Origin of the sequence: Agarilytica rhodophyticola (assembly GCF_002157225.2) — a bacterium.
In the GTDB taxonomy this organism is placed as follows: Bacteria; Pseudomonadota; Gammaproteobacteria; order Pseudomonadales; family Cellvibrionaceae; genus Agarilytica; species Agarilytica rhodophyticola.
The window spans coordinates 2572501-2586419 of record NZ_CP020038.1; the positions used below are offsets into that span (position 1 = coordinate 2572501).

8 protein-coding genes and 2 rRNA genes are annotated in these 13919 nt (G+C 42.9%); 9 read left to right on the plus strand and 1 reads right to left on the minus strand.

Going from position 1 to position 13919, the window contains the following annotated elements; genetic code table 11:
• Nucleotides 1-103 precede the first annotated feature (103 nt).
• The 5 genes from BVC89_RS10835 to BVC89_RS10855 all read left to right on the plus strand — a co-directional run bounded on the left by BVC89_RS10835 (nucleotide 104) and on the right by BVC89_RS10855 (nucleotide 9980).
• Nucleotides 104-2973: ribosomal RNA gene (locus BVC89_RS10835) — 23S ribosomal RNA — on the plus strand.
• Between the two features lie 292 nt (nucleotides 2974-3265).
• A 5S ribosomal RNA gene (gene rrf, locus BVC89_RS10840) occupies nucleotides 3266-3381 on the plus strand.
• 638 nt (nucleotides 3382-4019) lie between these two features.
• Complete coding sequence (locus BVC89_RS10845; protein ID WP_086931208.1) at nucleotides 4020-4976, plus strand: acetyl-CoA carboxylase carboxyltransferase subunit alpha; 957 nt, start codon at nucleotides 4020-4022, stop codon at nucleotides 4974-4976.
• A 71-nt stretch (nucleotides 4977-5047) separates the two neighbouring features.
• On the plus strand, nucleotides 5048-8926 hold the full coding sequence (gene hrpA, locus BVC89_RS10850; protein ID WP_086931209.1) for an ATP-dependent RNA helicase HrpA: 3879 nt from the start codon (nucleotides 5048-5050) through the stop codon (nucleotides 8924-8926).
• A 244-nt stretch (nucleotides 8927-9170) separates the two neighbouring features.
• Nucleotides 9171-9980 (plus strand): MlaA family lipoprotein, encoded by an 810-nt coding sequence (locus BVC89_RS10855; protein WP_245929375.1) that lies wholly within the window; start codon nucleotides 9171-9173, stop codon nucleotides 9978-9980.
• 95 nt (nucleotides 9981-10075) lie between these two features.
• On the opposite strand, the gene BVC89_RS10860 is transcribed toward BVC89_RS10855, so the two are convergent.
• Nucleotides 10076-10393 (minus strand): PilZ domain-containing protein, encoded by a 318-nt coding sequence (locus tag BVC89_RS10860; RefSeq protein ID WP_086931210.1) that lies wholly within the window; start codon nucleotides 10391-10393, stop codon nucleotides 10076-10078.
• Nucleotides 10394-10804: 411 nt separating this feature from the next.
• Between BVC89_RS10860 and BVC89_RS10865 the strand changes: the two genes are divergently transcribed.
• From BVC89_RS10865 to BVC89_RS10880, 4 genes are all read left to right on the plus strand, one after another.
• Nucleotides 10805-11995, plus strand: coding sequence for a PP2C family protein-serine/threonine phosphatase (locus tag BVC89_RS10865; protein WP_086931211.1), 1191 nt, complete (start codon nucleotides 10805-10807; stop codon nucleotides 11993-11995).
• Nucleotides 11995-12495 (plus strand): STAS domain-containing protein, encoded by a 501-nt coding sequence (locus tag BVC89_RS10870; RefSeq protein WP_086931212.1) that lies wholly within the window; start codon nucleotides 11995-11997, stop codon nucleotides 12493-12495. Before BVC89_RS10865 ends, BVC89_RS10870 begins: the two co-directional genes overlap by 1 nt.
• Before the next feature lie 174 nt (nucleotides 12496-12669).
• The gene (locus tag BVC89_RS10875; RefSeq protein ID WP_086931213.1) at nucleotides 12670-13293 is read left to right on the plus strand and encodes a DUF4136 domain-containing protein; all 624 of its coding nucleotides are present in this window, start codon (nucleotides 12670-12672) and stop codon (nucleotides 13291-13293) included.
• A 248-nt stretch (nucleotides 13294-13541) separates the two neighbouring features.
• A complete protein-coding gene (locus BVC89_RS10880) occupies nucleotides 13542-13895 on the plus strand; it encodes an FHA domain-containing protein (protein ID WP_086931214.1) in 354 nt (117 codons plus the stop codon).
• The last annotated feature ends 24 nt before the right edge of the window (nucleotides 13896-13919 follow it).

Consider the following 13919-nt stretch of genomic DNA (forward strand, 5'->3'; position numbering starts at 1 on the left):
GCAGTGTAAGAAGAAGCGATTGGATAATCAGCGCATTTAGGTGTTATACAAGGGCACCTAAATGAAAATTGAAGTCGTAAAGATTTAGTCATTTGTGTTATATGGTCAAGTGATTAAGTGCACACGGTGGATGCCTTGGCAGTTGGAGGCGATGAAAGACGTAGGAGCCTGCGATAAGTTTGGGGGAGTTGGCACACAAGCATTGATCCCAAAATTTCTGAATGGGGAAACCCACTCCTTTTAGGAGTATCTGCATCTGAATACATAGGGTGTAGAGGCGAACCCGGGGAACTGAAACATCTAAGTACCCGGAGGAAAAGAAATCAACCGAGATTCCCTTAGTAGCGGCGAGCGAAAGGGGAGCAGCCGAGAGTTATTAAATTAGTGGAACAGTCTGGAAAGTCTGGCGATACAGGGTGATAGCCCCGTACACGAAGGTTTAGTAGCTCCATATTAAGTAGGTCGGGACACGTGATATCTTGACTGAAGATAGGGGGACCATCCTCTAAGGCTAAATACTCCCAACTGACCGATAGTGAACCAGTACCGTGAGGGAAAGGCGAAAAGAACCCCTGTGAGGGGAGTGAAATAGATCCTGAAACCGTGTGCATACAAGCAGTAGGAGCGCTTCGGCGTGACTGCGTACCTTTTGTATAATGGGTCAGCGACTTATTGTTAGTGGCAAGGTTAAGTGTTAACGGAGCCGTAGAGAAATCGAGTCTTAATAGGGCGTCGAGTCGCTAGCAATAGACCCGAAACCGGGCGATCTATCCATGGGCAGGTTGAAGGTTAGGTAACACTGACTGGAGGACCGAACCGACTAATGTTGAAAAATTAGCGGATGACCTGTGGATCGGAGTGAAAGGCTAATCAAGCCCGGAGATAGCTGGTTCTCCCCGAAAACTATTTAGGTAGTGCGTCGTGTCTTACCCTCGGGGGTAGAGCACTGTTTGGGCTAGGGGGTCATCCCGACTTACCAACCCCATGCAAACTCCGAATACCGAGGAGTACAATCACGGCAGACAGACTGCGGGTGCTAACGTCCGTAGTCAAGAGGGCAACAACCCAGACCGCCAGCTAAGGTCCCAAATACCAGTTAAGTGGGAAACGATGTGGGAAGGCTTAGACAGCTAGGAGGTTGGCTTAGAAGCAGCCATCCTTTAAAGAAAGCGTAATAGCTCACTAGTCGAGTCGGCCTGCGCGGAAGATTTACCGGGGCTCAAACTGGTAACCGAAGCTGCGGATGCATTTATGCATGGTAGGGGAGCGTTCTGTACGCCTGTGAAGGTGAGTTGAAAAGCTTGCTGGAGGTATCAGAAGTGCGAATGCTGACATGAGTAACGATAATGCGGGTGAAAAACCCGCACGCCGAAAGATCAAGGTTTCCTGTCCAACGTTAATCGGGACAGGGTTAGTCGGCCCCTAAGGTGAGGCGGAAACGCGTAATCGATGGGAAGCAGGTTAATATTCCTGCACCGGCTGTAACTGCGATGGAGAGACGAAGAAGGCTAGGCGAGCGTGGCGTTGGTTGTCCACGTTTAAGCTTGTAGGCTGGTGGCTTAGGTAAATCCGGGCTGCTAAGGCTGAGAGGTGATGACGAGTTTCATTATGAGACGAAGTCGTTGATGCCCTGCTTCCAAGAAAATCTTCTAAGCTTCAGGTTACAGTTGACCGTACTCTAAACCGACACAGGTGATCAGGTAGAGAATACCAAGGCGCTTGAGAGAACTCGGGTGAAGGAACTAGGCAAAATGGCACCGTAACTTCGGGAGAAGGTGCGCCGGCTTTGGTGATGGGATTTACTCCTTAAGCTGAGGCTGGTCGAAGATACCAGGCCGCTGCGACTGTTTACTTAAAACATAGCACTCTGCAAACTCGAAAGAGGACGTATAGGGTGTGACGCCTGCCCGGTGCCGGAAGGTTAATTGATGGGGTTAGCTTATGCGAAGCTCTTGATCGAAGCCCCGGTAAACGGCGGCCGTAACTATAACGGTCCTAAGGTAGCGAAATTCCTTGTCGGGTAAGTTCCGACCTGCACGAATGGCGTAACGATGGCGGCGCTGTCTCCACCCGAGACTCAGTGAAATTGAAATTGCGGTTAAGATGCCGTATACCCGCGGCTAGACGGAAAGACCCCGTGAACCTTTACTATAGCTTTGCACTGAACTTTGAGCCTACTTGTGTAGGATAGCTGGGAGGCTTTGAAACTTAGGCGCTAGCCTAGGTGGAGCCAATCTTGAAATACCAGCCTGGTATGTTTGAGGTTCTAACCTCGGTCCCTTAGCGGGATTAGGGACAGTGTATGGTGGGTAGTTTGACTGGGGCGGTCTCCTCCCAAAGAGTAACGGAGGAGTACGAAGGTGCGCTCAGCATGGTCGGAAATCATGCAATGAGTATAAAGGCAAAAGCGCGCTTGACTGCGAGACTGACACGTCGAGCAGGTACGAAAGTAGGTCTTAGTGATCCGGCGGTTCTGTATGGAAGGGCCGTCGCTCAACGGATAAAAGGTACTCCGGGGATAACAGGCTGATTCCGCCCAAGAGTTCACATCGACGGCGGAGTTTGGCACCTCGATGTCGGCTCATCACATCCTGGGGCTGAAGCCGGTCCCAAGGGTATGGCTGTTCGCCATTTAAAGTGGTACGCGAGCTGGGTTTAGAACGTCGTGAGACAGTTCGGTCCCTATCTGCCGTGGGCGTTGGAAATTTGAGAAGAGTTGCTCCTAGTACGAGAGGACCGGAGTGAACGAACCTCTGGTGTTCGGGTTGTCACGCCAGTGGCATTGCCCGGTAGCTATGTTCGGACGGGATAACCGCTGAAAGCATCTAAGCGGGAAGCCTCCTTCAAGATGAGATTTCCCTGGGGCTTGACCCCCTGAAGGGCCGTTTAAGACTAAGACGTTGATAGGCGGGGTGTGGAAGCGTTGTGAGGCGTTGAGCTAACCCGTACTAATTGCCCGTGAGGCTTGACCATATAACGGAAATGATTGAAAGATCTTTATGGCAACGATAATCGATGATAAACGATATAAGTTGTGTAAAGGCTTTGATTGTGTTGATTATACAATGAATGTATTGCTGGCTAGGCTTGGTACTAATCAAGTTATAGCGTAGAGCACTTTAGTTCATGAGTGACACTGGATTATGTGTGTATAAGAACACTATGCTGTCTTCTTCTTTCGCTTGTTAAAGCCTGTGTAACAGGCATGCATAACAGATTCGATGTTGTTGCTAATAACCTTTAGCTGCTTCGTCCACCGGTTATGCCTGACGACTATAGAGCACTGGAACCACCTGATCCCATCCCGAACTCAGACGTGAAACGGTGCATCGCCGATGGTAGTGTGGGGCTTCCCCATGTGAGAGTAGGTCATCGTCAGGCTTCTATTATGAAAAGGGCTAACTTTATAGTTAGCCCTTTTTTTATGTCTTGTTATCTTATCGGCATATTAAAATTCATCGTTCTTCTCCGGCCAACTCTTCAGTAATTATCTTAGTTAGTGTCTTCGAGATGGCGGCGTTAATGTTATTGCTTACGATATTATTCCTATTCGGCAATGAACTAGGAGTTCATTCTTTATAAAGAACACAACAGCCTCTAGCAGAACTTGAATTAATGTCAGGAAAAAACTTATATCTCTAACATTTAATTTGTGTCGGCTGTTACATACATATAAAAACAAGATATGTTTTATTTGATTTAGTTGCTGCATCGTTACTATTAAAAGATAATAGGCGAAATATAGCAGGGCAGGCGTAAATGTTGCCATTTTAGGCTTATAGAACATTTATAAGAAACAGAGAAAGTACTTGGCTTCTAGATTGTTCAAGAATAGCTTTTAACTTGTATCAAGCTTACTAAGAGTTATTTTCTGGTAGTAAATCTGAAAGAATGTCGCTTCTAGCTACAAAATACTAATGATAAACTCGCAGGGTTGTTGTACCACAACAGAAAGCATTCAGATGATTCAGTCATCCTATGCAATAGCCGGCGAAATTAAAAAAGGGTAGTAATCCGATATGAATTTAAACTATCTCGATTTCGAGCAACCCATTGCGGAGCTTGAGGGCAAGATTGAAGAGTTACAACTAGTTGGCAGCGATAACGATCTGAACATAAACGAAGAAATAAATCGTTTACGAGAAGAAAGTCAAAAACTTACAGATAGGATTTATTCAAACCTAACACCATGGCAAGTGGTGCAAGTTGCAAGGCATCCTCACAGGCCATATACATCTGATTACATCCCTCGACTATTTGATGACTGGGATGAGCTACATGGGGATAGACACTTTGGCGACGATAAAGCTATTGTTGCTGGTATTGGTCGCATAAGTGGCCGTTCAGTCATGGTGATTGGTGAAGAAAAAGGTCGAAGTGTTAAAGACAAAGTCTATCGCAATTTCGGTATGCCTAAGCCAGAGGGCTACCGCAAAGCTTTGAGATTAATGGAAATGGCCGAGCGTTTTAAGCTTCCAGTTCTAACTTTTATAGACACTCCAGGAGCGTATCCTGGTATCGATAGTGAAGAACGAGGTATTAGTGAATCGATAGCGCAAAATTTAGCGGTTATGTCGCGTCTTAGGACACCCATTATTTGCACGGTTATTGGGGAAGGCTCTTCTGGTGGAGCACTTGCCATCGGTGTGGGTGACCAACTAAATATGCTTCAGTATGCCACTTATTTTGTAATCTCGCCGGAAGGTTGCGCCAATATCATCTGGAAAACGGTTGAAAAAGCACCATTAGCTGCTGAAGCAATGGGCGTTACATCAACTGTTTTAACTGAGCTCGGTATCATTGATGAAACAATTAATGAGCCGGCCGGTGGCGCTCATAGGGATATCGATGAGATGGCGGCAATTTTAAAAGAGCGCCTTGTTGATCAACTTGATCGTGTAACATCAGTGGATATTGATGAGCTATTGGCCAAACGCTATGATCGCCTTATGAGCTACGGTAACAACTTCTCGTAACCTATTATTTATTCCACAACTAATAAAAAGGCCTTTAGGGCCTTTTTTTATCTTTGAATATATTGAAAACTATGGAAAAGACTCTCGAAACATTTGTTCCTTATCTCTCGCAATTAGGTGTTAGAGATGCGCATAAAATGTCGAGAACACTTAATAGCCTAATTAAACGACGTGACGAAAATTTACCTTACGATAAAAAGCTCGCACACTTTGAAGATGAATTGGCAAGAGCGTTGGATAAGGCTTCTGCTCGTTTATTGAAAATACCACCAATAAGCTTTCCCGACCAGTTACCTGTAAGCCAAAAAAAAGACGAAATTGCAGAGGCTATTTCGTCTCATCAAGTTGTAATTTTAGCAGGTGAAACAGGTTCAGGTAAAACCACACAGCTACCGAAAATATGTTTATCTATTGGGCGCGGTGTTAAGGGACGAATCGGCCATACACAGCCACGTCGGATCGCCGCACGCACAGTAGCTAGTCGAATTGCAGAAGAGTTGGAGACAAATCTTGGCGAAGCAGTGGGGTATCAGGTGCGCTTTACCGATCACACCAATGAAGATACTTTTATCAAGTTGATGACGGATGGTATTTTACTCGCCGAAATTCAGAATGATCCTCTGCTTTTAAATTATGACACTTTAATAATTGATGAAGCTCATGAGCGCAGTTTAAATATCGATTTCCTCTTGGGATATTTAAAACGTTTACTCAAAAAGCGCCCTGATCTAAAACTTATCGTGACATCTGCCACCATTGATGTAGAACGTTTTTCTATTCATTTTGACAAGGCTCCCATTATAGAAGTTTCTGGGAGGACTTTTCCTGTACAAACAATCTATCGCCCCTGGCAGGATCAGCATGACGATATTAACGAAGGAATTGTTGCCAGTATTCAGGAAATATTAACGACACAAACATCTGGAGATATTCTCGTTTTTCTTAGTGGTGAAAGAGAAATACGTGAAGCTTCTTACGCCATAAAAAAAGCTAACTTCCCTCACCTTAATATATTACCGTTGTATGCCCGTCTAAGTTTGGCAGAGCAAAATAAAGTTTTTCATACATCTAAAGGACGAAGAGTCGTGCTTGCTACCAATGTGGCAGAAACTTCTATCACAGTACCTGGTATTAAGTACGTTATCGATCCAGGATATGCCCGCGTTAGTCGTTATAGCGTAAGAACAAAAGTTCAACGCTTACCCATCGAAGCTATTTCTCAAGCCAGTGCTAATCAGCGACAGGGGCGCTGTGGCCGCGTAAGTAATGGTGTCTGTTATCGGCTTTATTCAGAAGAGGACTTTAATAGTCGGCCTGAATTTACGGACGCCGAGATTGTACGCACGAATTTGGCTGCTGTTATTTTGCAAATGCTTCATATGCGTATAGGCGATATTCGTGATTTTCCTTTTGTCGATCGACCTGACAAACGTTTTATTAATGACGGCTTCAAATTATTAGAAGAAGTCAAAGCCGTCAATAAATTTGGCAAGGTCAGTACTCTTGGTCGCTCACTTCACCAATTACCCATTGATCCACGCTTAGGGGCTGTGATTATAGAGGCCAATAAACTGGGGTGCTTGCGTGAAGCTTTGATTATTGTCTCTGCACTAAGTATTCAAGACCCAAGGGATCGCCCGGCAGATAAGAAACAAGCTGCGGACGAAAAACACCGACGCTTTTTCGATGAACACTCTGACTTTATCGCTTATATTAACTTATGGGATTACTTCGAGACTCAACGGCAAGATTTATCGCAATCTCAATTACGAAAACTATGTCAGAAGGAATTTATTAATTATCTTCGCATGCGCGAGTGGCGAGACCTTCATCACCAATTGAAATTAGCCATAAAAAAATTAGATTACAAAGAAAATCATCAAGGTGCTAATTATGAAACTATTCATCGCGCATTAATCTGTGGGTATTTGTCTCAAGTAGGCAACAAGGACAGTGAAAGCAAGTCTCGTGAATACTTTGGTACTAGACAAAAAAAATTCCTTATATTTCCCGGTTCTTCCCAAACCAAGAAAAAACACAAATGGATATTAGCGGCGCAGTTTATCGAGACTAGTCAACTTTTCGCTCATTGTGTCGCTAAGGTGGAACCTGAGTGGGTACTTGCCTATGCCGATCACCTGAGTAAAAAGCATTACTTTGAACCTCACTACGATGTCAAAATGGGGGCGGTAAGGGCATTTGTACGCACTACTTTATTTGGCCTAGTGTTGCAGGAAAAAAAGCGGGTTGCCTATAACAAAATTAATGCTGATGAGGCACATGAAATATTTCTCCGACAAGCACTTGTGGAAGGGAAATATCGTGGCAAAGGTGAATTTTTTAAACATAACCTGCAATTGATCGAAGATATTCACGAGCTCGAGGCCAAATCTCGACGGCGAGATATCATGGTAGACGAAGAGAGAATTTTCGAATTTTATCGCACTAATGTGCCTGCGCATATTTCTAATTTGTCAGGCTTTGAGCACTGGCGAAAAGAAGCGGAAAAGCAAGATTCAAAGATTCTTTTTCTTTCAAAAGAAACTTTGATGTTGCATGACGCGGGACAAATTTCCAAGCAACAGTTTCCTAATGAATTATCCTTAGGCGATTATGCTGTGAGTGTGAGCTACTGCTTCGAACCGGGAAAAGTAAATGACGGTGTTAATATTCAAGTACCGGTGGATATTTTGCACGGATTATCAGAAGAAATGTTGGAATGGGGTGTGCCCGGTATTCTGCGCGACAAATGTATCGCTCTTGTGAAGTCATTACCAAAAGCTACACGTAAAAATTTAGTACCAGTACCGCAGTTTGTCGATCGTGTTATGCCCCGCCTGAAACCTGGTAATCTTAGACTTACTCAAGCACTGGGAGAAGCACTTGGACATATCAGTGGGGTAGATATTCCACAAGAGCAGTGGGATATGTCTGCCATTGAAGACTTTTATCGCATCAATATTCAAATAGTAGATGATCAGAATAAAGTTATTGATCAATCTCGTTATCTCGATCAATTAAAAAACAAGCACCGTTCTCGTGTCCAGAAAACATTGGCTAAAGCTGGTGATGGTATTGAGAGAGAAAATATCACCCAGTGGGACTTTGGTAGGTTTTCTCATAGTGTTTTGCTTAATAAAGGTAAGGTAAAAATTAAAGCTTACCCGGCGTTGATTAACAATACGGATAGTGTTGAACTGAAAGTTCTGGATAATCCAGATGAAGCCCGTTTTAACACGCACTTTGGTATGTTGAGGTTAGCAGCTTTCGAGTGCCACCAGACGGTTAAATACTTGAAAAAGAACCTTATGAAAGGCAAGGACCTGGGACTAACAGTTGTCAATATTGGTCGCCGCGAGCAAGTAATCGATGACATTATTCTTGCAGCGATTGATGATGCTATTTTTCGGGGCGAAGAATTACCACAAGAAAAAGATGACTTTAAACACAAAGTAAACCAAGGCCGCTCAGATATAGTGGCAGCTGCAGAGCATTATGAAGCTCTATTGGCCAAATCATTGTCTTCCCTCGTTGAGATAAAAAAGCGCATTAAAACACATAAGAATCCACTTGCTATAGCCCTTGCAGCGAATGATATTAGTGCTCAAATGGAACGACTTTTTTTTACTGGTGTCTTCACTAAAACGCCGAAAAGCTGGCTTGACCAGTATCCTCGCTATTTATCTGCGGTTCATGTTAGGTTGGATAAAATGGGCCAGAGTCCGACGCGAGATAACGCCTGGACTGAGACTTTAAACCAACTTTGGGATGCTCATCAAACTCGTTTGCAAAAAGAGGGAGAATGGGCCTATACACAAAATACCCAATGGCAAAAGTACCGTTGGATGATAGAGGAATTACGTGTTTCTTTATTCGCCCAGACACTTAAGACGGCGATGCCTGTATCTGAAAAACGTCTGCAGAAGCAGTGGCAGCTAAGTCTTGAGTGAAATATGTGATTCTATATTGGTATTTTTTTATATTATCGATATTATCAATATAGCCTCAGATTAACAAAGGTCAGTCAGCAGGTTGATATTAGGGCTGTTTAAAAAACAAGCCTTAGTACAACTTACTGCGCTTTTTTAACAAAAATTAACTGCTAATTTCGTCATAAGTGAATGTCACTATAGGGCTTATGTTAAAAGCTATTTTATAGTGAACGCTATCTATGTCAGCATAAAGGATATATACGTGAATTTTTATTTACCCCAAAAGGCGGCACGCCTATACAAAGCTTTTTTTGTGTGTTTTTTGCTCTCTTTCCTGGGCGCTTGTGCATCAACACCGAACAACGCTAACGTAGATCCAGATAATCCTGATATCCAAGCCCAAGTGAAAGAAAAAAATGTTGATAGCTTGGAGGGCTTCAACCGCGTGATGTTTCGCTTTAACGATACTTTTGACTACTGGCTTCTAAAGCCTATTGCCAGAGGTTATAACTGGATTACTCCTTCGCCTGTTAAGACTGGTGTGGGTAATTTTTTTAGCAACCTAGGTGAAATAAGAAATATTGTTAATGATGGACTGCAGTGGAAATGGAAACAGGCATCAAACGACACGGGCCGTTTTCTTTTGAACTCCACCATAGGTTTGGTGGGCTTAATCGATGTGGCTTCTGCCGCTGGTTTAGAAAAAAGTGATGGTGAGAACTTTTCGCAAACACTTGCCAAGTGGGGAGTAGGGCGGGGTTCCTATCTAGTGCTGCCGTTCTTAGGGCCAACCACGGTGCGAGGCGGTCTTTCTATGCCCGCTGACTGGGTGACCGATCCGACCTTTTATTTAGAGTCCTCCAATGCAACCATTGCCCTGAGTGCGCTTAACATTATTCATACTCGCTCTGAATTATTGAAGGCAGAAGATCTTATCTCTGGTGACCGTTATTTATTTATTAGAGAAGCTTACCTCCAGCGCTTAGACTTTCTCGAAAACGACGGTGTGGTAGAAGATGATTTTGGCGATGGTGAAGATTTTGGAGATGATGAGTACGACGATTATGAATAACTAATCACTATCAACTCTAAAGAAAAATAACCCATATACGCAGCTAACACTGCGCATGATGGATAAAAAAAAGGCCTTCAAATGAAGGCCTTTTTTCAACTCAGGACTTCTAAAATCTGCATGCCGAGTAAACAAGGCTGCTCTTCGGAATCCGGCTGCGAAATAATACGTGTAACTTCTGTCTTAGCTTTTAATATGGGGTTATGAGCGTGTCCCGATGAAATGGTGACTTCCATCTGAGTTCCTACTGGAAATGTAGTATTCAACTCAATCATTAATCCACCGCCACTTAGATCACGGCAAATTCCCTCTACACTACTACCGTCGTGACAGCAAACAATAGCCACAGGAGTGTCGACTTTCATGCGAATATAATTGCGTTTTTCTCGATAACCGTAATTAGCTGTATTCATTATGACCGTCCCGATTGTTTCGTTATCTATCTTTATAGCACGTTAAATGATAAACGCTATGTACAAATCTAACTCATAATTACCACTTTTGGTAGTTTTTGCTTAATAAAAACACACTATGTGGGGTTTTGATACAATGCAACGTTGTCACTTGCTTGATATTTCCACAATTTGATTGTTCATATTGAAGTGAAAATAGAGTCGTATAAAACCTCTTTTTTGTTGTTTTTCTGCTTTTAAATTGTGCAACCTGTTCGATTTTTGAATTGAGCGCGTCTATGTAAGATGAAAACGACTGGTGATTTAAAATTATCTTTCGATATGGATATAAATATCTCAACTTTGTTGTCTTGCACCACTATCTCGACTGGAGTAATGTTGCGCTTTTATTAATGAGCTAAAAATTTTTATATGTCACGACCTCACCGTCAGTTACTGGTTATCGATGCGGATATTTCGATCCGGGAAGATGTTGTGGCGCACCTAAAAAAGAATGACTTTGATGTTCACCAATTTAGCTCAGGTAAAGAAGCCTTGCTATGGCTTGATGCTAACCGTCCCGATGCTATTTTGGCTGACCTCTTTGTATCTGATATGGATGGCTTGCAGGTACTTGAAGCCCTGCGAAAAAAGCTACCGCAAATTCCTGTCATTGTGACATCTGATAGTGGGGCGGTGAAAGATGTGGTGGATGTGTTGCATCTTGGCGCTGCAGATTATCTCGTTAAGCCTATTGCTAATATCGAAGTTTTATTACATGCAATTGAACGAGCTCTCGAACGTTCAGAGCTAATATTGCAAAATCAGGTCTATCGCCAGGAGCTTGAACAGGCCAATTCAGAACTCACCGAATATATTCGTTTATTGGAGCGTGACCAAAAAGCAGGCCGCAGTGTTCAGCGTAAGTTGTTGCCAGAGGCTCCTGTTTCTTTCGGTGATTTCAATGTGGATTTTCAGCTTATTCCCTCCTTATATTTGAGTGGTGACTTCATTGATTTTGGTTGTATATCGAAACGGTATCTAGCCTTCTACTTGGTGGATGTTTCTGGCCATGGTGCCGCTTCAGCATTTGTGACTGTGTGGTTGAAGCAACTCGTACATCACTTTTTTCGCGAGGAGAATGCATTTCGTTCAGAAGAATCTTTTGAAAAAGATGCCGCTAAAATATTGAGCCTGGTGAATATGGAAGTGATAAATTCTGGCGTGGGTTGCCACATGACGTGTTTTGTTGGCGTGATTGATATATATTCAAAAGAGATGCGTTATGTTTTCGGTGGGCATCTACCTTTTCCTATATTGATCACTGATAAAGGGTGTGAGTACCTAACAGGTAAAGGCAAACCTGTCGGGATATTTCCTGATGCCAGCTGGCAAGTCTATTCGACGACTTTACCTGACACCTTCTCTTTAGTGGTGTTTTCAGATGGAATACTCGAGGTGTTACCAGGAAAAGAACTTATTGAAAAAGAGCAGCACCTACTTGAAGTTGTTGCAAATAATACGCAGGACATAGGGTCGCTTACGCAAGCTTTTGCAATTGATAGCATGTCGTCGGTCCCTGACGACATCGCTATTCTTAAGATACAAGCAGAGATATCATAATGACATCAGGCTCGATTAAAATAGCGGATCACGACGGCGTTTTCGTGATAAAGATGATTGGTGATGTGCGTCTAACGTTATGTCTTTCATTTGACGAGTTTATCGAGCAGCTATTGTCCAGACCCGATTACACTTCTGTCATCTTCGACCTCACCCAAGCGCAAGCGATTGATAGTACAACCTTAGGCTTGATGGCTAAATTTTCAATCAAAGCCGGTCAACACAACAAAGAATCCCCAATTGTCATATCTAATAATCCAAGTATTTCCCGAATTTTGGTGTCCATGAGCTTTGATGATATCTTCCGACTTGTCGATGAAGATAACTTTGTTAAGGATGACAGCAAAAGTGATGAAAAAATTACTATTATGGAAAATAATGGCTCGGAGAGCGAAATAAAGGTCAAGGTTCTTGAGGCGCATCGTTTTTTGATGGGGTTAAATGATGAAAACCACGCCCAGTTCAAAGAATTGGTCGAAACTTTAGAAGCTCCTAAATAGTATATATAACTGACACTACAAAAAATAATGGCTCAGTAATACTGTAATGTTGAGCAAGGTAGTTAGTGTGTGGTAGGGCTGAAAGTTAATTTGACCCGAGTCATTAATAGGACAAGATTATCGACTTAATCGTTTTTTTTGGTCGGTTTCTGAATAGATATGAGGATTTATCCTGTGAGTAGAGATTTTCTAATACTATCACGTGCTGTACTTATGGCATGTATTTTTGCAATTAGTGCATGTTCCTCTGTAGTTCGCACTGATGTGCAGACCTTCCGTGACGAAAACGCTTCGTTCTCCACTGGCACTATAAGAGTGGCAACTGAAAGTGATGAAGCCCCCGAAACCCTTGAATTTCGTTACTATAAAGATAAGTTAGAACAACGCTTAAGTTCACTGGGCTATACCCCTACAGAAGATGAAAACGCCCAGTTCATTGCTAAATTAGGTTATAGCGTCAGCCGCCAAGAAAAAGACAAACCTCATAGTCGTGTGCTGATCGGCGGCCAATTTGGTTATGGCTATGGTTACCCTTACTCCAGAGGTTCGGTATTACTCAGTGATGGCGGCGGTGCTGAGTTCGAATATGTTAGAGAGTTGTCTCTTGCCATAAATCAGCCGGAAGCGGCGAAAAAAGATAGTAATGTTATTCAAATTAAAGCTGTCAGTGTCGGTAATTGTGAGCATCTAACGGTGGTTTATGATGAAATGTTAGACGCTATCTTCGCTAATTTTATGCGCTCTGATGGTTCAATTGAGCGCATTGCTATCAAAGATGCCGAGGTGGCTTGTCCATAGATGTGCCTGGGTTTTCGTCCCATTTTACTTTAGCTTATTTAAGTGAGGTGTTGAGCTTGTATGGCTTAGCCCTCTCTTAGTTTTCTCTCCCGCTGTCGAGCCTTTCCCATTCTTTTTTGCTTCTATTATGTTAACTGGCCCTAGCTTGAAAGACATATTATTATGTTCTGGCGGCTAATAGTCTCATACAATAAAATACTTCGAGACTCACCATATGATAACAACGAAAATAGGGTATATCGAAAGTAATGGCTTACTTAAGACACTATTGGAATGGCAATGTCGTTTCTATGTATGAAATAAAAGAGACGGTATTACTTGGGCGACATCCTACGTGCAATATTACCATCGATGATCCTACTATCAGTTCATCTCATGCAAAGTTGACACTTACTTCTGAGAATTGTCGATTAGAAGATACAGATAGTACCAATGGCATTCGACTCAATGGCAAACAGATATCGAGCGCGATTTTAAGCGCAGGTGCTATCTTCGCGATTGGCACCCATGAATTTGAATATTTGCAGGAAATTCCTCACGATCTTGATAAAACGTTAGAGATCAAAAAAAGCTGGATACCTGGCGTTTACTTTGCCAGATAATGCCTGACTGTCATTAGTGAAGAT